The sequence below is a fragment of the Streptomyces tauricus genome (genome assembly GCF_014650955.1).
Lineage (GTDB): Bacteria > Actinomycetota > Actinomycetes > Streptomycetales > Streptomycetaceae > Streptomyces > Streptomyces tauricus.
Genome location: NZ_BMVY01000004.1, coordinates 236,164 through 255,279, shown reverse-complemented (window position 1 = coordinate 255,279; position 19,116 = coordinate 236,164). Strand labels below are relative to the sequence as shown.

Genomic DNA, 19,116 nt, shown 5'->3' with positions numbered 1-19,116 from the left:
CCCGCGCCCCTTGGGTGAGTGGAGCTCGCGTGTGTTTGTTCGTGCGGGTCCGCCGGGGGCTGGGTGCGCGGTTCCCCGCGCCCCTTGAAGGGGGCTAGTCCTGGTGGGTGAACTGTTCTCGTAGTTCGATCTTGCGTACCTTGCCCGATACCGTCATCGGGAAGGACTCCATGATCTGCAGGCGGCTGGGGATCTTGTAGTGGGCCAGGCGGCCCTCGCAGAAGGCACGGAGTTCCGCCGCTGTCGGCGGATCAGCGGGGTCGCGCGGGATGACGCAGGCGAGCACCTCCTCGCCGTACCGCTCGTGGGCCACCCCGACCACCTGTACGTCGGCGATCTTCGGGTGCGCGTACAGGAACTCCTCGATCTCGCGCGGGTAGATGTTCTCGCCACCCCGGATGATCATGTCCTTGATCCGGCCGACGATCTGTACGTAGCCGTCGTCGAGCATCGACGCGAGGTCGCCGGTGTGCATCCACCGCCCGGCGTCGACGGCCTCGGCGGTCTTCTCGGGCTCGTCCCAGTAGCCGAGCATCACGCTGTAGCCCCGGGTGCACAGTTCGCCCGCGGAGCCGCGCGGCAGCGTCACCCCGGTCGCCGGGTCGACGATCTTGACCTCGATGTGCGGCAGGACGCGCCCGACCGTGCCGGTGCGGTGCTCCAGGTCGTCGTCGCGGCGCGTCTGGAGGGACACCGGCGAGGTCTCGGTCATGCCGTAGCAGATGGAGACCTCCGCCATGTGCATCTCGGAGACGACCCGTTTCATCACCTCGACCGGGCAGGGCGAGCCCGCCATGATGCCGGTCCGCAGGGAGGAGAGGTCGTACGCCGCGAAGTCCGGGAGGTTCAGCTCCGCGATGAACATCGTCGGTACGCCGTACAGCGAGGTGCAGCGCTCCTCCTGCACCGCCCGGAGCGTCGCCGCGGCATCGAAGGAGGGCGCGGGGACGACGACGCACGCGCCGTGCGAGGTGGCCGCCAGGTTGCCCATGACCATGCCGAAGCAGTGGTAGAAGGGCACGGGTACGCAGACGCGGTCCTGCTCGGTGTAAGCGATCGACTCACCCACGAAATAGCCGTTGTTGAGGATGTTGTGGTGGGAGAGGGTCGCCCCCTTGGGAAACCCGGTCGTGCCCGAGGTGTACTGGATGTTGATCGGGTCGTCGCAGGACAACTCGGCTGCCAGCAGCGGCAGCTGCTCGTGCAGTTCCGGCGTCGCGCGGTCCAGCAGCGTGTCCCAGGTCGTGTCGCCGACGTACACGGTCTCCCGCAACTCCGGGCAGCCGCCGCGCACTTGGCCGACCATCTCCCGGTAGTCGCTCCCCTTGTGGCTGAGGGAGGCGAACAGCAGGGAGATACCGGCCTGCCTGAGGACGTACTCGACCTCGTGGGTGCGGTACGCCGGGTTGATGTTCACCATGACCGCGCCGATGCGGGCGGTGGCGTACTGGACGAGCACCCACTCGGGGCAGTTGACCGCCCAGATGCCCACCCGGTCGCCCTTGGCGACGCCGCTCGCGAGCAGCGCGCACGCCAGCCGGTCGACGTCCGCGGCGAAGCGGGCGTACGTCCAGCGCCGCCCCGAGGGCAGGTCGACGAGCACCTCGCGGTCCGGCCAACGGCCCACCGCCCGGTCAAGGTTGGCCCCGATCGTGTCGCCGAGCAGGCCGGTGCCGCTCACCCCGTGCGCGTACGACAGCGGCATGTTCGGCAGCGGTGTGTTCGGCAGGTGCGTGTCGGGCAGGTGCGTGGACGACGTCTGCGTGCGCGTCGGTTCGGTCATCGGAAGTCCTCCTCGCGGTACTCGGCGTCCGAACCCGCCGCCGTGGCCTCGCGCAGCTCGATCCGCCGGATCTTCCCGGACACGGTCTTGGGCAGTTCGCCGAACTCCAGCCTGCGGATGCGCTTGTACGGCGCGAGGACCGTGCGCGAGTGCTCGAAGAGCACCTTCGCGGTGTCGGGGCCCGGCTCCCAGCCCTCCGCCGGCACGATGTACGCCTTCGGGACGGCGAGCCGCAGTTCGTCCGGCGCGGGCACGACGGCGGCCTCCGCGACGGCCTCGTGCTCCAGGAGCGCGCTCTCCAGCTCGAAGGGGCTGATCTTGTAGTCACTGGCCTTGAAGACGTCGTCGCTGCGGCCCACGTACGTGACGTACCCGTCGGCGTCGCGCGAGCCGATGTCGCCGGTGCGGTAGTAGCCGTCCGCCATCGCCTCGGCCGTGCGGTCCGGGTCACCGTGGTAGCCGGTCATCAGTCCCACGGGCCGGGCGGACAGGTCGAGCGCGATCTCGCCCTCCGTCGCCCCCGGGGCGCCCGTCACCGGGTCGAGCAGTTCGACGCGGTAACCCGGGCTCGGCCGTCCCATCGACCCCGTCTTGAGCGCCTGACCGGGGCTGTTGGACACCTGGACGGCCGTCTCGGTCTGCCCGAAGCCGTCCCTGATCGTGACCCCCCACGCCCTGCGCACCTGCTCGATGACCTCGGGGTTGAGCGGTTCACCGGCGGCGACGACCTCGCGCGGGGGTGTCCGCAGCCGGCTCAGGTCGGCCTGGATGAGCATGCGCCACACGGTGGGCGGCGCGCAGAACGTCGTCACGCCGACCCGGTCGATCTCCGCCATCAGCCGGCCCGCGTCGAAGCGCGTGTAGTGATGGATGAAGACGGTCGCCTCGGCGTTCCAGGGGGCGAAGAGGTTCGACCAGGCGTGCTTGGCCCAGCCGGGCGAGGCGATGTTCAGATGCACGTCACCGGGCTTGAGACCGATCCAGTACATGGTCGCCAGATGGCCTACGGGGTATGAGACATGGGTGTGCTCGACGAGTTTGGGGCGGGCGGTGGTGCCCGAGGTGAAGTAGAGCATCAGCGGGTCGTCGGCCCGGGTCGGACCGTCCGGCTCGAAGGGCCCGAAGTCACGGCCCTGGACGTCCTCGTACGCGCGCCAGCCCGCCCGTCCGCCCCCCACTGTCCCGACTCCCCCGACAGCTCCGACGGCTCCGGGAGCGCCCACGGCTCCGACGGCTCCGACGGCGATACGTGAGTAGTCGCCGGGCACCTCGTCGAACTTGGCCGTGTCCTCGGCGCGCACGACGACGTGCCGGACCCGGCCCCGCTCGACACGGTCGCGCAGGTCGGCCGGGCCCAGCAGGGGTGTGGCGGGGATGACCACGGCACGCAGTTTCATCGCGGCCAGCGCGGTCTCCCACAGCTCGGCCTGGTTGCCGAGCATGACCAGGATGCGGTCACCGGCGCGGACGCCCACCTCGCGCAGCCATCCCGCGGCCCGGTCGGAGCGGCGGGACAGCTCGGTGAAGGACAGCTTCGTCTCCCGGCCGTCCTCCTCGACGATGTGCAGGGCGGTCCTGTCGTTGCCGTCCGCGATGACGTCGAACCAGTCCAGTGCCCAGTTGAAGTACTCCGGTCGGGGCCAGGAGAAGCCCTCGTAGGCCGCTGTGTAGTCCTCGCGGTGCGCCAGCAGGAAATCCCGCGCCGCGCGGAAGCTCTCCGTGGGCGTGGGGTGGGCCGGCGTCGTCGGCGGCGTCGTCGTCATCTGTCCTCCTCGGTCCCGGACCATTGCCGGGTGGCTCCCCCACATCGTGTAATCCGTGATGCGGGTCTCACTACCCCCGGACGGGGGGTGCGTGACGGTGAAGGGACGAGCACGTGGCAACTGGCGCCGCCGACGCGGTGGAGATGCGCGGCGCGCTGATGCGGCTGCGGCGGGAGACGGGTCTTGCCGTCGCCTTCGGCGGGCTGGTCGAGCCGGGCCGCGCGCAGGTGCGTATCAGCGAGCTGAACGGCACGACGACGGCCGCCCTGAGCGCGCTCGCGGTGTCGTCGGGCAACGGTCTGGGCGGCAAGGCGGTCGCTCTCGTCCGGCCGTGCGCCGTGTCGGACTACTCCTCGTCCCGGCGGATCAGCCACGAGTACGACGTCGCGGTCGCCGCGGAGGGGCTGCGTTCCGTCCTCGCGGTGCCCGTCGTCGTACGCCGCCGGGTGCGTGGCGTCCTGTACGGCGCCCTGCGCTCGGCCCAGCCCCTGGGCGACCGCACGCTGTCCGCGGCGGTGGAGGCGGCCCGGGACGTGGAGCAGTCACTGGCCGTACGCGACGAGGTGGACGGGCTGCTGGCGGCGGCGCGGGGACTGTGCGGACACGCCCACCCAGGGGCGCCCGGCAGGTCGGTGAGGCACGCGGGGGCGCAGGGGGCACAGGGGGCGGAAGGCATGGTGTGGGAGCGGCTCCGGGAGGCGCACGGTGCACTGCGCGCGCTGGCCCCGCGCGTAGTGGACCCGGCGCTGCGGGCCGAGCTGCTCGCGGTCTGCGAGACGCTGGCGGCCTCCCCCGGATCGGCGCGGTCGACCGGATCGGAGCGGCCACCGGGATCGGCGGGGCCGGCGGGTCAGGCGGGTCAGGTCCGGCTCACCCCGCGTGAGCTGGACGTTCTCACCTGTGTGGCCGTCGGCGCGACCAACGCGGCGGCCGGGGAGCGGCTCGGGCTGCGCGCGGAGACGGTGAAGGCGTACCTGCGGTCGGCGATGCGCAAGCTGGGCGCCCATACGCGACTGGAGGCGGTGGTCGCGGCGCGGCGGGCGGGGCTGCTGCCGTGAAGGTCCGTACCTCGCCGCGTGTTTCATACATGTGCGGGTGCCATGAAATCCCGTATACCGAATCTCTGTTATTTCCCTCACGGTCGAACCCCCCGAAATTCAGGGGCTCTTTGCATAATATTGTTCCGGACACGACTTGAGGGGAGCGGTGCGCGTGCGACGGGATTTCGAAGAGCCTGTCAGACCCCGTTCCGAGCAGGTCATCGGGCGGGAGGAACTGCTCGGACGAGCACGCGGCCAGCTCTCCCGAGGGGGCAGCCTCCTCTTGCACGGTCCGCCCGGAATAGGAAAGTCGACCGTCCTGCGGGCAATCACTGCGGAATACGCCGAATCGGCCCGGACTGTGTTGCGTTGCTCCGCCACCGAGTCCGAATCGCATCTCCCGTTCCTGGCGCTGGTCGATCTGCTCGGTCTGGTCGCCGACGAGGTCGCGGACGCGCTGCCCGCCCCGCAGCAGGCCGCGCTCGAAGCGGCCCTCACCGGGCGCGCGGAATCGTCCCTGCACCAGGACGGCCTGGCGCTGCGGCTCGCCGTCCTGTCGGTGCTGCGCGCGCTGGCGGCCAAGGGGCCCGTCCTCCTCGTCGCCGACGATCTGCAGTGGCTGGACGCGCCCAGCGCCGAACTGCTCGCGTTCGCCGCCCGTCGCCTGGGCGGTATGCCGGTGCGGATGCTGGGCGCGGTGCGTACCGGCACGGAACCGAAGGAGCAGGAGCACGACCCGTATCTACGCGCGTATCCGCCGGAGACGCTGGCCCTGCGGCTGCCCCCGCTGTCCCGGCCGCAGGTCTCCGAGCTGCTGACCGCCCGCGGCTACGGCGGTCTGCGCCGTTCGACCCTGCGGGACATCCACCACACCAGCGGCGGCAACCCCCTGTTCGCGCTGGAGATCGGCCGCGCCCTGGCCGAGAGTCCGACACCGCCGCGGCCCGGCGAGCCGCTGCCCGTGCCGACCTCGCTGCGCGCCCTCGTACTCAGCCGTCTGGAGCTGCTGTCCGACGAGGCGCGGCAGACGCTCCTGGTGGCGAGCGCCGGAGCCCGCCCCACCCAGTCGCTCCTGGAGTCCGCGGGCCGTCCTGACGCGGAGGCGGAGATCGCGCTGGCCGCCTCCCTCGGACTGGTGGCGGCCCAGGGTCCGGACGGCCACGGCCCGGACGGCCAGGAGAGCGCCGTGCGTTTCGCGCACCCCCTCGTCTCGGCCGCGCTGTACGCCCAGGCGACGCCCCAGGACCGGCGGGCCGCCCATGCCGCCCTGTCGACGGCCGCTTCCGAGCCGATCGAACGGGCCCGGCATCTCGCCCTGGCCACCACCGGCACCGACGAGCAGGTCGCCGCACGGCTCTCCGAGGCGGCCGCCCTGGCCCGGGACCGCGGCGCGCCTTCGGTGGCGGCCCAGCTCGGGCTGCTCGCCGCCCGGCACACCCCGGCCGACAGCCACGTCGGCGCGGACGAGCGGCGGCTGCGGTCCGCCGAGGACGCGCTGACCTCGGGCGAGATCGATCTGGCCCGCGAGGTGGCCCGTGACGTCCTGGAACGGGCGGCGGACCCTGCCGTCCGGGTCCGCGCCTGGATGGTCGTGATCGACTCCGCCGGGCAGGCGATGGCCGACGTCGAGGCCGTGTTCCCGCAGGCCCTCGCGGACGCGGGCGAGGACCCGCGGCTGCTGGCGCTGGTCCGTTACCAACTGGCGTGGCGGGCGCTCCTCGTGGAGGGCGCGATGGGCAAGGGCCGCGAGGAGGCCGCCCGCGCGGCACAGCTGGCGGCCACCGCGGGCGACCGCAGCACGGAACTGCTCGCCCTGTCCTTCCAGGCCCAGATGGAGACCCTGATGGGTCACCCCGCGGCCCCGGCGACCCTGGAGAAGGCCCTCGCGGAACCGCAGGACCTGCGGGTGGCCGTCGACCACAACGGCGCCGGCGCGACCCGGTTCCGCTGGCTGATCATGAGCGACCAGCTCACGGACGCCCGGGTCTCGATCACCCGGCTGCTCGGTGAGGTGCGCAGGCGCGGCATCGTCGAGAGCGAGGTGCACTTCCTGCGCGGGCTCGCGGAGACCGAACTGCGGTCCGGGCACTGCGGCCGGGCGCTCGACCTCGCCCACGAGAGTCTGCGGCTGGCCCGGGACACCGGTATCGGCGAGGCCGCGGGCAACATGTTCACCTCGCTCGCCGAGGCCGCGGGCGGCGATGTGCACCGGGCGCTGGTCCTGGCCGGTGACGCGGTGCGGCGGGCCGAGGACGACGGCGACCTGATCTACCTCTCACGGGCCCTGGGCGCGCTCGGGCACGCCCAGCTGGTGGCCGGGGACGCGGCAGGCACGGTCCGCTCGCTGCGCCGGGCACGGGAGTCGGAGCAGCGGCTCGGCATCTCCGATCCGGCGCGCGGCCGCTGGCACGGCGACCTCGCCGAGGCGCTGGTCCTGGTCGGCGAGCCGGCGGAGGCGCAGGACGTCATCACCGCCACGCGCGAGCACGCGATCCGGCTGCGGCGGGCGAGTGTACTGGCCGTACTGGACCGGGCCGAGGCCCTGGTGAAGGCGGCGACCGGTCAACACGAGGCGGCGGTCCAGCAGTTGACGTCGGCTCAGGACCGGCTGGCGCAGCTCGGCTACGGACTCGAGGAGGCCCGGGCCGCCTTCGCGCTGGCCCGGCTGCGCGCGGAGCAGTCGGGGCGCGGTTCGTACGACGAGGCGGCGCGGCTGTTCCGGCGCTGCCGTGCGATGCCGTGGCTGCGCCAGCTGGAGGCGGTCGCCGCGGCCTCCGCGGCCCCCGTCGCCGCCTCGTCCGCCGTCTCCGCGCCGACGGCTCCCGAGTCGGTGCTGCCGCACCTCGACCGGCTGGCCTCGACGGAACGTCAGGTCGCGGCGCTCGTCCTGGAGGGCGCCACGAACCGCGAGATCGCCGCGCGTCTGTTCATCAGCGTGAAGACGGTCGAGGCGACCCTCACCCGCGTCTACCGAAAACTCGGAATCCGCTCCCGGGTGGACATCGTCAGACTGGCGGCAGGCCGCCACCGAGGAGACTGAACGCACCCCGCCCCCTCCAGGGGCGCGGGGAACGGCGCCATCTTGTCGCTTGTCAGGGGCGCGGGGAACGGCGCAGTCTTTCGTCTTTGGGGGCGCGGGGAACGGCGCAATCCTGTCGCTGTCAGGGGCGCGGGGAACGGCGCAATCCTGTCGCTGTCAGGGGCGCGGGGAACGGCGCAATCCTGTCGCTGTCAGGGGCGCGGGGAACGGCGCAATCTTTAAGGGGCGCGGGGAACGGCGCAGTCCTTCAGGGGCGCGGGGAACGGCGCGACCACCCCACCGGCCCCGCGGCCGACCCGCAACCCCCGCCCGGACAGGCGTGACCGAGGGTTATCCCTCGGTAACTGCCCGAGGGAGTTCCCTCATTGGGAACACCCCCGCCCCCCTCCTAGCGTGGAACCCACCCCGCACGCCGTCGCACCACCCCACAGTGCATCCCCCCACCGGCACTCCTGAGGAGATCCATGTTCGGGCTCACCTTTGCCAAGAAGGCCGCCGCCACCACCGCGGCCGTCGCCGCCGCCGCGACCACCTGTCTTCTCGGCGCGACCACCGCAAGTGCCGCCCCCGCCCCCATCGTCGGCGGCACGACGACCACGGCAGCCGCGTACCCGTACGTCATGCAGATCACCACCGCCTCGCAGAGCCAGTTCTGCGGCGGCACCCTGGTGTCGGCCACCAAGGTCGTCACGGCGGCCCACTGCATGGTCGGCGAGACCCCGAGCAGCGTCCGCGTCGTCGGCGGCCGTACCTACCGCAACGGCACCAACGGCACTGTCGCCCAGGTCAGCAAGATATGGATCAACCCCAGCTACACGGACGCCGAGGAGGGCGACGACGTCGCCGTCCTGACCCTGTCGACGTCCATGCCGTACACGCCGATCAGCTACGTCTCCGCCTCCGAGACCAGCCTGTACACGGCCGGCACCACGGCCCGCATCCTCGGCTGGGGCACCACCAGTTCGGGCGGCTCGTCCTCCAACCAGCTGCGCACGGCCACGGTTCCGACCGTCTCCAACTCCACCTGCTCCTCGGCGTACGGCTCGTCGTACATCTCCTCCGACATGGTCTGCGCGGGCTACACCTCCGGCGGCGTGGACACCTGCCAGGGCGACAGCGGCGGTCCGCTCATCATCGGCGGCAAGCTCGCGGGCATCACCTCGTGGGGCTACGGCTGCGCGGACGCCGGCTACCCGGGCGTCTACACCCGCCTGACGACGTTCTCCAGCCTGGTGACGGCGCAGGTCAACTCCTAGTTACCAGGAGTCAGTCCTCCCTGGCACTCCCCAGTACTCCCTGAGCTGGACTCAGGTAGAGCCAGGGGGCGTTGCGGGCCTCCACGAGCGGCCCGCAACGCCCCCTATCCACATGTCCGGCGCCCCCTTGGCCCCCGGCCGTCAGCCTCGTACAACGGTCCCGAACCGAATGTCGTACGAGACCGAGGACGAGGCCGAGGACGAGGCCGTCGGCGCCTGCGAGGGCGAAGGTGTGCCGCTCAGCGCGGTCAGCATCCGGGCCGCCTCCTCCGTCACCTCGGCCCGCCGGCGCCCGGTGAGCGTGCCGAACGGCTCGACGGTGAGCACGGACCGTTCGCCGGTCTCCTCCAGCCGCCACACGCCCGCCAGGAATCCGTCGACGAGCAGGGTCGGATAGGCCTGATTGCCGCGCCATGTACGGCCCTTGTAGTCGGCGGACACCACCCGCGAGCGGTCGGCGTGCGAGAGGAGCAGGTTGTCGAACTCGGGCAGCAGTCGCGCGGGGGCCGGCGTGTCGGCGTCCGGGCGGGGCGCGTCCGGCAGGTCGAAGAGTTCGGCGCCGTGCTCGTCTGTGAAGGTGACCAGGTGCGGCCGCAGCCGTTCGAAGGCCTCGCGCAGCCGGGTCAGACCGGCCCAGGTCTGCATGTCCTTGACGGAGGCGGGCCCGAAGGCGGCCAGATAGCGCAGAACCGTGGCGTCGGGCGCGGGAGCCGGCTCGGACGGTCTGCCGAGCCAGTGCTCGGCGGTGGTGAGCGCGACCTGACCGCTCCGCCCCCACAGCCCGCGCGGGGTGACCTGGACGAGCGGCAGCCGGCACCGGGCGGCGATCGCGAGGGCCGAGGGATCGGCGTCCGGCCACTCGGTGAGCAGCGCCTCCCGCAGTTGCTTCATCGTGCGCGGCTCGGCCTCGACCAGCTCCCTGCTGATCGCGGCGAGCCGGTCGAGGTCCACTCCGGCGAGCCCTTTGCGGAAGCCGTACAACTCCCTTTCGCGAGCGGCCTGTACGAGCGGGCGCAGCGTCAGGCAGTCGTCTGCGGTGTGGGTGTGGATGGTGGACCTCATGGTGACGATCCGGACGACCTCCCGCGCCTCCATGGCCGCGGACAGCTCCAGCGGGGCGAAACCCTCCAGGCGGGCGGCGAGCGCGTGGTACGGGGGCTTCACGTTCTGCGCCTGGAGGCCGACGAGGTGTTCGACGGCGTCCTTCGCGGACAGGGTGGCCCGGCGCAGGAGCAACTGCCGGGCGAGGGTCGCGCGGTTCAGCTCGCGGACGCTCAGCACGGGAGCGGTCGGGGTCTTCGTCATGTTCGGCACGCTACCGGGCCCCACGGACATCACCTGTCCGCAAGCAGGCCGAAGCGCTCCGGCCAGGTGACCCGTATATCCTGCCCGTGATCGACACAGCAGCCGACAGGGCAGCCGACGGACAACCCCCGAGGCAGCCCACGAGACAGCGGACACAGCGGCCGACACGGCAACTGCCGGGGCGACCCGCACAGCAGCTGCGGCGGCGGCTGACAGGTAGGACGCACGAACGAGCGTGCGACACGTACGACACGGAGGCAGCCGCGATGCCGGAGCGCCGAGCCCGCCCCGTACCCACCAGGGGCAACCGGAAGCCGATCTGGCGACGCGCCGTGGCTCCGGCGACCGAGCCCCCTTCGGACCCTCCGGCGTCGGGCCCCGCTCCGGCCGACGCGAAGACGGACGCCGTGGAGGCCGGCAGCGTCGTACAGGCGGCGCTCTACCGCGACGGTGTGCGGGTCGCGACCCCCGCCACCCTCGCGGACACCTTCCGCGAGCTGCGCGAGCAGCCGGACGGCATGGCGTGGATCGGCCTGGCCCGCCCCACGGAGAACGAGATCCTGTCCCTGGCCGCCGAGTTCGACCTCCACCCGCTCGCCGTCGAGGACGCGATGGAGGCCCATCAGCGGCCGAAGCTGGAACGGTATGGAGAGACGCTCTTCGTCGTCCTGCGCGCCGCCCGCTACCTCGACGCGTCCGAGGAGGTCGACTTCGGCGAACTGCATGTGTTCCTCGGCCCCGACTTCCTCATCACGGTCCGGCACGGCGCCGCTCCCGACCTGTCCGCCGTGCGACGCCGTATGGAGGAGACCCCGGAGCTGCTGAGTCTCGGCCCGGAGGCGGTCCTGTACGCCATCCTCGACGCGGTCGTGGACGGTTACGCACCGGTCGTCTCCGGTGTCCAGAACGACATCGACGAGATCGAGACCGAGGTCTTCGGCGGCGACCCCTGGGTCTCGCGCCGCATCTACGAACTCTCCCGCGAGATGGTCGAGTTCCAGCGCGCCACCCGCCCCCTGGTCGGCATGCTGCACGGCCTGATGGCGGGCTTCGCCAAGTACGGCACCGACGACGAACTGCAGCGCTACCTCCGCGACGTCGCCGACCACGTCACCCACACCAGCGAGCGCGTGGACGGCTTCCGCCAGGCCCTCACGGACATCCTCACGGTCAACGCCACCCTGGTCACCCAGCAACAGAACGCGGAGATGCGGGCGTTGGCGGAGGCGGGCTTCGAACAGAACGAGGAGATCAAGAAGATCTCCTCGTGGGCGGCCATCCTCTTCGCCCCGACCCTCGTCGGCACGATCTACGGCATGAACTTCACGCACATGCCGGAGTTGCACTGGACGCTCGGATATCCCTTCGCCATCGTCCTGATGGCGGTCGTGTGCACCAGCCTGTACGTCATCTTCAAGCGGCGCGATTGGCTCTGACCGCTTTGGACGGCGGGGCTTAACAACGTACGCCGTGCGGGCGACAGGCCGGTCGTGCATATGCCGGTCTCACCGCGCCTCGCCCATAACGCCGTTGACATATGCGGCGCGCGCAAGACAAGCTTGTCGGGCTTCTGGTGGCACCGTTGATGCAACAGGCCCGACATTTCGCTTCGGCAGCCGCACACATCGCCACCATTACGGGGAAGCATCACGGGGAATCAGCACGGGGGACTGGGAGACCAGGTTTGTATGCATTAGCTTTCTTCGAATGCCATGGGGCGATCCACGCGGGCGGCGAATCCTGGTCCGGCCCGGCGATGCGCACCTAGAGCGCTTGCGGCCACGCCTGTAAGAGACGCCCTCGGCCGCCCCTGCGGACGGGGATTTCGCGGGGGATGCGTGCCGCGACGTGATTGTTCGGCGGTGTTCGGCGGCACAGTGGTTCGCCGGCACAGTGGGTCGACGGCGCGGTGGCTCGACGGCGCAGTTGGGCCGATCGCACCCTCTTCAGGCTTTCGGCGACTCCGACGAATTTCCCGGATCGCCGTCCACGGTCGTGCCGGTCTTCCCCTTTTTCTTTCCCGAACCATCAGCATCAGCACGTTCTTGTGGAGAGGGAATCACTTTGACCCTGGACCATCCTCCGTTACTTACGCCACATACGCACAAGAGGCCGCAGAATTTCCCTGAGCCGGTCACCGAACTCGTCGTCGCACCGGTGACCATCACTCCGACCAAACCACTCACGCCGACGCACATCAAAGGTCTGCTCTGGACCGACCTACTCGTCAAGGCCAGCGCTCGGGTCACCGGGGTGCGGCTCGTGTGGAACGACCGCATGGCCACCCTGACCACCCAGTCCACGGCCTTCTGGCACTACCTCGATCTCACCGAGCCGTGCACCGACTGGAGCGGCGAATCGGGGACGCGGATCGGTGAGCGGTACGTCCGCTTCCACGCCGAGCGCCGGAAGCCCGACCCGCGGGCACTGGACGACTACTTGACCCGCGCCGACGACCACGGCTGGGTCCACCCCGCCGGCCGGCGCATGCTGGACCTGTGGCGTGCCGATCTGGAGGTGCTGGGCGTCGACGGCCTCGGCCTCGCCGAGAACCGCCCGCTGGCCGGCACGGCGGGGGCGATGATCGAAGCCCTGGCCGAGCGCGGCCTGCTCGTCGACCATCGGCGCTTCGGAGGTCCTGTCCACCTCGACGGGCCCCGCTGGGGCATGCCGCTCCGGCAGTTGATCGGCGGCGACGGTCATGCCAACTACCTGATGCCGATCCTGCGCGAACTGGTCCCCATGGTCCACTCCGACCGGCTGTTCCTGCTCGTCCACGACGAGGAGCTGACCGCCGACTACCTGCTGCTCGAGCGCGTGCTGAGCGAGTTCGGGGCCAAGGTGACACGACTCGCCCTCAGTCGCGTACCCGTCAACGGCACGGTGCGCTCCAGCCGTTACGGCGGTTGGGACGGAGCGACGCTCGCCGACCTCTCGGCCGCCCCCGGCACCGCCGGCCGCGCCGCGTACCGGCTCGGGATGCGGATGTACTTCGCCGGAACACTCCACCGGCGTTCGGCCCAGTCGTTCCGCATGCCACTGCTGCGCCGCTGCGTGGGGCGCGCCGCCCGGCTGCTCGACCGGGCACCCGTTGACCGGGACGAGACGGCGGGACAGCAGCTCATGAGGACGCTGTCCCGGTTGCAGGCCCAGCTCGGCTACGTCGACCCCTACCGGCTGACGACGTCCTCGCTGGGGAGGCGGTCCACCCCGCCCACCCCCCTCCTCCGGGCGCTCTACACATGAGCGGAACCCTGTCCGGGGAATCACCCGAGAAACTGTCCGAGGGGCTGCCCGGGGAGCTGTCCGAGGAGTTGCCCGAGGCGGCGTTGCTGACGGCTGCCGCGCTGGTGCGCCGGAACGCGGTCCGTGACGGGCTGGGCGACGCCGCGGCCCCCTGGGGGCTGGGCGTGGCCGTCGTGGTGGCCGACCTCGACGTGGCGGCGTTCCTCGCCGGTGCCGCCGACTTCGCGCTGGCGATCCCGGCCGACGTACGGGACGGCTGGTACAGGTCGTACACCAGGACGGTGTTCCTCGCCGGGACCCCCGCCAGTGTGGCCGCCCGGCATCCGCACCGGCATGTCACCACCGATACGCGGCTCTCCTGGCACGGTCCTGCCCGGCGCGGGGCGCTGCTGCCGTTGTCGCGGCTGCTGCGCGCCTTCCACGGGCCGGCGCCGATCGACGTGCCGCCCGGACCGCTGACGACCGCGGTCTCCGGAACGCCCTCGGGCCGTACCGTCGACGCGGCGATCGCGATCGGCGGCGTCAGCACCCACGAGTATCTGATCCACGCGCATCACCTGATCGCGGAGGCGGCGCTGCGCGGGCTCATCGGGCCCGGCGACACCATCCGTGTCGACCACCGGCAGACCCTCGACGTCGCGGAGTTCCGCGACGTCCTCGATCCGGCCCGCGCCGACCGGGTCCAGACACGCGTCACCCACAGGGGAACGGACCCCGGTCGCCTGCGCCTGTACGGCCTGCTGACCTCGGCCCGTCCCGAAGGAGGACACTGAATGCAGGCCGAACGAGTGCTGTCGGAACACCGCCGGTTCATGGAGAGCCTGGACCGCCCCGAGGAGGTGCAGAGCCGCCTCCTCACCGCGATCCTGGAACACAACGCGCACACCGCCTTCGGCCGCGAACACGGGCTGCCCGCGGTCCGCACCGTCGACGAGTTGCGCCGGGCGGTGCCGATCCGCACCCACGAGGCGCTGATGCCCTGGGTCGAGCGGGCGATGGACGGCGAGCCCGGCGTGCTGACCGCCGACGAACCGGTCGTCTACTTCTCGTCCAGCGGGAGCACGGGCCGGGAGAAGCACATCCCGGTCACCCGCACCCATATGCGGCGCACCTTCCTGCCGTTCTACTACGCCGGTTTCGCCCCGCTCCTCCAGGCGGTGCCCGAGGCCCTCGCCGCGCCGCACGGTGTGCTGAACCTGTGGCAGGACCCCACGGCACCGATCGCCCGTGCCCGGAACGGACAGCCGCACATCGGCGCCAGCCAGGTCGACTACCGCAAGTTCGGCGAAGCGTCCGCGGTCGGCCCGGGCAACAGTGCCCCGTGGAGCCGGATACCCGAAGAGCTCGCCGCGGCCGGCCCCTGGGAGCGCAGTTACTACAAGCTGCGCCTCGCCGCCGAGCAGGACATCCGCGTACTCATCGGCATCAACCCGGCGATGGTCGCCGGCCTCCCCTACCAACTGCGCGAACAGTGGCCCCAGCTCGTCGAGGACATCCGGGCCGGGACCCTCGGCGGCCACCCGCACACGACACCCAACCCGGCACGCGCCGACGAGATCGAGCGGTACGCCAAGGCGTTCGGCACGCTTCATCCGTACCACCTGTGGCCGCGCCTGACCGCGATCGTCGTCTGGAACAGCGGACTCGCCTCCCTCTACCTGCCGCGGGTGCGGGAGACGTACGGCCCGGGGGTCCAGCTGTTCTCCGCGCCCATCGCGTCCTGTGAGGGACCGGCCGGGGTCCCGGTCGACCGGCACGCCAGTGGTGCGCCCCTGTTCCTGCCGGGGTGCCTGTACGAGTTCGTCCCGGCCGACGGGCCGGTGACGGCCGACAGCGAGACGCTGCTGGCCACCGAACTTGAGGAGAACCGTGACTACCACCTGGTGTTCAGCCACTTCGGGGGCATGTACCGGTGTGCTGTCACCGATGTCGTCCGGGTCGTGGGCCATGTCGGCCGTACGCCTCGCATCGAGTACGCGGGACGCGACACCGTCCGGTCCGCCGCCGGGGAGAACCTGACCGAGGCCGCCGCCCTCCGTGCCCTGCGCGCCGCGTGTGCCGACACCGGCGCGGAGATCCGCAACGCGACGTACCGTCTGGACGCCGACGCTGACACCGACGCCGACGGGAACGGGCCGGGGAACGGCGGGCGCTACCAGCTTGCCGTCGCGTTCGCGGGCGCACCAGCACCGACACAGGCACCGGTCCATGCACAGGCATCAGACCTGGCCGCGGCCCTCGCCACTGCACTCGACGCGCGGTTGTCGGACCAGTCCCCCGGATACCGGGCCGGCCGTCGCTCCGGGCTGATCTCCCCCGTCGACGTGATCCCCGTCCACCCGGACGCCTTCCTGCGCGAGTGGGAACGGACCGTGCGCGCCGGGCAGCGCCCGCCCCGGGTCAAGGACCGGATCTTCCTGCCCGGCGCGGAAGCGTGGCGGAGGCTCACCGCCGCCGAGCACCACGTCCCCGCCCGACACCGGGCCTGACACCGAGCCGTATCAACCGCACCCGGTCCTTCCCGGACCACCGACATGCTTAGGGGGACCGCATGACCGACGCCATTCCCGGCCGAGGGCAGTACACCGAGGACGCCCGCGGACAGCGGTTGAACTGGCTGCGCGCCCGCAGCGACACCGCGCTGGCGTCGCTGGAGAGGACCGGCCTGGACGCGCACAACCTGGTCGGCAACGTGGAGAACTTCATCGGCTCCGTCGAGGTGCCCGTGGGCCTCGCCGGTCCGCTGCTGTTCGTCGGGGACGCCGCACGGGGCAGCCTGGTGGCGCCCCTGGCCACCACCGAGGGCGCGCTCGTGGCGTCGGCGTCCCGCGGCGCACGTGCCGTCACCGAGTCCGGCGGGGTGACGACGAAGGTGCTCTCGCAGCGCATGACCCGGGCGCCGGCCTTCGAGTTCGACGACATCGCCACCGCGGTGCGGTTCACCGGCTGGCTGCGCGAGCAGCGTGGCCGGCTGGACGAGCAGGTGCGCGCGGTCTCCCGGCACACCCGGCTGGTCGATGTCGACCCTCACCAGATCGGCCGCCGTCTCCATGTGCGCTTCGTCTTCGAGACGGCCGACGCCGCCGGGCAGAACATGACGACGGCGGCGACCTGGCAGATCTGCCGCTGGCTGACGGACCGGCTCGCCACCGAGGACGAGTTGCGGCCACGGGGCCTGCTCCTGGAGGGCAATCTCAGCGGTGACAAGAAGGTGACCGCCGGCTCCATGCTGGCCGGGCGCGGCACCCGGGTCACCGCCGAATGCCGACTGCGCCGGGACGTCGTGGCCCGGGTGCTCAAGTCCACGCCGGAGGCCATGGTCAAGAGCCATACGGCGACGGTCCTGGGAGCCCAGCAGGCCGGCATGGTCGGGTACGGCGTCAACGCGGCGAACATCGTCGCCGCGCTGTTCGTGGCGACCGGGCAGGACGTGGCGTGCGTCCACGAGTCGGGGGTGTCCCTCTTCTCGCTGGAGACGGACGGCGACGACCTGGTCGGCACCCTCCTGCTGCCCAATCTGGTCGTGGGCACCGTCGGTGGTGGCACGGCCCTGCCGCACCAGCGCGATCTGCTCACCGCACTCGGCTGTGCGGGGGCGGGTGGCGTCCGCCGGTTCGCCGAGATCGTCGCCGGGTTCGCCCTCGCCCTCGACCTGTCGACCATGGCCGCGGTGGTCAGCGGCCAGTTCGCCCAGGCACACCAACGACTGGGCCGGGCCCGGCGCGTCGACTGGCTGGAGGCCGGTGACCTCGGCGCGGCACTGCTGCAACCCGTTCTCGCGCAAGGGCTCGACGACCCGCGCCTGCACGTCACCGGGGTCCGGCCGGGCCGGCGGCTGCGCGGTCAGGGGATCGCCAGTGAACTCGGCGCGCTGAGTGAGCGCCGCAAGCTGACCGGCCTCCACCCGGTCACCGTGACCTGGCGGCCGGGTGAGGGGTCCCCGCGTACCGTCGATCTGGTGGCCAAGGTCAAGTCGCGCGGCGAGGAGATCGTCGCCGGTATCGCGATGCTGTTCTCGCTGTGCGGCCCGGAGCTGGCACGGGCGTGGGACCGGTGGGGTGCCGACACGGAGTTCCGGGACGCGCATCGCCGCGAACTGGCCGTGTACCGGCGTACGGAGGGTGTGCTGACGGACCTGCTGCCGCGCTGCTACGGGCTGCTGGAGGACGACGAGCGCGAGGCGTACGTCGTCCTGATGGAACGGCTGCCCGACGACAGCGGGCCGTGGACGGGTGAGCGGGTCGACACCACGCTGCGCGCCGTGGCCGGGGTGCACGGACACTGGCTCGGCCGTGACCAGGAACTGCTCACGGAGGGCTGGCTGTACCGGGTGCCGGAGCCGGCGTACCTGGCGAAGGCGCGGGAGTTGTGGGAGGGGCTGGTCCGGCACGCCGCCGCCGAGCTGCCCGACCTGCTCGACTCCGCCCGTACGGAGATCATGCTCGGCATCGTCGAGGACGCCGGGTACTGGACGCAGGAACTGCACGCGGTACCCCGGACCCTCGTCCACAACGACCTCAACCCGCGCAACATCGCGGTGCGGGACGGGCGTCCGGTCGTCTTCGACTGGGAGCTCGCCACGGTCGACGTACCCCAGCGTGACGTCGTGGAGCTGTTGGCGTTCACCCTCGGTCCGGAGGTGACGGCGGCCGAGGTGGACCGGTTCCTCGCGGTGCACGCGGAGGCCGTGGCCGCGGTGTCGCCCCGGGCGGCGGCCCTGGTCGCCGGCTGCGACTGGCACCGCGGTTACCGGTTGGCGCTGAGGGAGTTCCTGATGACCCGGCTGGCCCTGTACGCGGCCGGTCACAGTCAGCGCGCGTTCGACTTCCTGCCACGGGTCACGGAGACCGCGTTCCGCTTGTGGGAGCTGGCAAGGGAGCGGGACGGTGAGTGACATACGGGTCGCGGTGGTCGGTATCGACGGCACGGGCAAGACCACGGTGGTGCGCCGCATCCGTGAGCGGGACGGCTACGCGGTGGTCCATGCCATCCGCAACCACGAGGATCCGCACAGTCCGTTCGCGGAACTCTCCCGGGCGCTGGCCGACGCCTCCGCCGTGGCGGACGCCCTGGGCCGGGTGCAGCTCAAGGTCGCCGTGCTCTGTCTGCAGATGTGGCTGTACGGGCCGGCGGAACGGCAGGCGGCCGCACGGAGCCGGGTCCTGCTCGCCGACCGGCACCCGCTCGTCGACCCTCTGGTCTACCTGCCGATGTTCGGGCGGATCGAGCGGGACGACGAGCCCGGCGGTGACGTGGAGGCCTGGTGGCGCAAACAGGATCCCCATGCCGCTTCAGCGGTGCGCGACTGGCTCCGCGCATGCTGCGGTGACTCGGACCCCTGGCCGCTCGGCGAGGAACTGCTGCGGGTGGGCGCCGAACCCCCGCACACCATGCTCGACACGCTGAGCCGGCGGTTCGGCGTCACGATGCCCGACCGTGTGCTGATGCTGGATCTGCCGGTGGCGGAGGCGCTGCGGCGTACCCACGCACGTGACCGCGACAGCGAACTGCACGAGACCTCGGCCTTCCTGAGCGCGACGCGGAAACGTTATGGCAGCGTCCTGGACTGGCTGCGGGAGGCCCGGCCCGAGGTCGCCGTGCGGCGCATCGACTGCTCCGGGCGCTCCGTGGAGGAGGTGACGGACAGCGTGCGGCGCGCGCTCGGCCCGCCGGGCACCTGACC

General features: G+C 71.7%; 12 protein-coding genes. 9 read left to right on the top strand and 3 right to left on the bottom strand.

The window, feature by feature from the left end; genetic code table 11:
• Positions 1-94: 94 nt before the first annotated feature.
• A complete protein-coding gene (locus IE278_RS10025) occupies positions 95-1,705 on the bottom strand; it encodes an AMP-binding protein (protein WP_189771009.1) in 1,611 nt (536 codons plus the stop codon).
• Positions 1,706-1,779: 74 nt separating this feature from the next.
• Positions 1,780-3,546, bottom strand: coding sequence for an AMP-binding protein (locus IE278_RS10020; protein ID WP_189770863.1), 1,767 nt, complete (start codon positions 3,544-3,546; stop codon positions 1,780-1,782).
• A gap of 113 nt (positions 3,547-3,659) precedes the next feature.
• Here IE278_RS10020 and IE278_RS10015 point away from each other — a divergent pair, with 113 nt between their 5' ends.
• From IE278_RS10015 to IE278_RS10005, 3 genes are all read left to right on the top strand, one after another.
• Positions 3,660-4,604 carry a helix-turn-helix transcriptional regulator gene (locus IE278_RS10015; protein ID WP_189770862.1) on the top strand — a complete coding sequence of 315 codons (945 nt, stop codon included), beginning with the start codon at positions 3,660-3,662 and terminating at the stop codon, positions 4,602-4,604.
• 154 nt (positions 4,605-4,758) lie between these two features.
• Entirely contained in the window at positions 4,759-7,626 is a 2,868-nt protein-coding gene (locus IE278_RS10010; protein WP_189770861.1) for a helix-turn-helix transcriptional regulator, read from the top strand.
• A gap of 464 nt (positions 7,627-8,090) precedes the next feature.
• Complete coding sequence (locus IE278_RS10005; protein ID WP_189770860.1) at positions 8,091-8,882, top strand: S1 family serine peptidase; 792 nt, start codon at positions 8,091-8,093, stop codon at positions 8,880-8,882.
• A gap of 141 nt (positions 8,883-9,023) precedes the next feature.
• Here the strand turns inward: IE278_RS10005 and IE278_RS10000 are convergent, their stop codons facing one another.
• Positions 9,024-10,187, bottom strand: coding sequence for a winged helix DNA-binding domain-containing protein (locus tag IE278_RS10000; RefSeq protein WP_189770859.1), 1,164 nt, complete (start codon positions 10,185-10,187; stop codon positions 9,024-9,026).
• A gap of 266 nt (positions 10,188-10,453) precedes the next feature.
• On the opposite strand from IE278_RS10000, the gene IE278_RS09995 reads away from it, so the two are divergent.
• From IE278_RS09995 to IE278_RS09970, 6 genes are all read left to right on the top strand, one after another.
• Entirely contained in the window at positions 10,454-11,623 is a 1,170-nt protein-coding gene (locus IE278_RS09995) for a magnesium and cobalt transport protein CorA (RefSeq protein ID WP_189770856.1), read from the top strand.
• A 721-nt stretch (positions 11,624-12,344) separates the two neighbouring features.
• Positions 12,345-13,433: a hypothetical protein gene (locus IE278_RS09990; protein WP_189770855.1), complete on the top strand. Its 1,089-nt coding sequence runs from the start codon at positions 12,345-12,347 to the stop codon at positions 13,431-13,433.
• The gene (locus tag IE278_RS09985; RefSeq protein ID WP_189770854.1) at positions 13,430-14,206 is read left to right on the top strand and encodes a DUF6182 family protein; all 777 of its coding nucleotides are present in this window, start codon (positions 13,430-13,432) and stop codon (positions 14,204-14,206) included. The genes IE278_RS09990 and IE278_RS09985 overlap by 4 nt, the downstream gene beginning before the upstream one ends.
• Complete coding sequence (locus IE278_RS09980; RefSeq protein WP_189770853.1) at positions 14,207-15,922, top strand: GH3 family acyl-acid amido synthetase; 1,716 nt, start codon at positions 14,207-14,209, stop codon at positions 15,920-15,922. It abuts the gene before it with no gap.
• A gap of 62 nt (positions 15,923-15,984) precedes the next feature.
• Complete coding sequence (locus IE278_RS09975) at positions 15,985-18,327, top strand: hydroxymethylglutaryl-coenzyme A reductase family protein (RefSeq protein WP_189770852.1); 2,343 nt, start codon at positions 15,985-15,987, stop codon at positions 18,325-18,327.
• Positions 18,320-19,114, top strand: a complete 795-nt coding sequence (locus IE278_RS09970; protein WP_189770851.1) for a hypothetical protein — start codon at positions 18,320-18,322, stop codon at positions 19,112-19,114. Before IE278_RS09975 ends, IE278_RS09970 begins: the two co-directional genes overlap by 8 nt.
• The last annotated feature ends 2 nt before the right edge of the window (positions 19,115-19,116 follow it).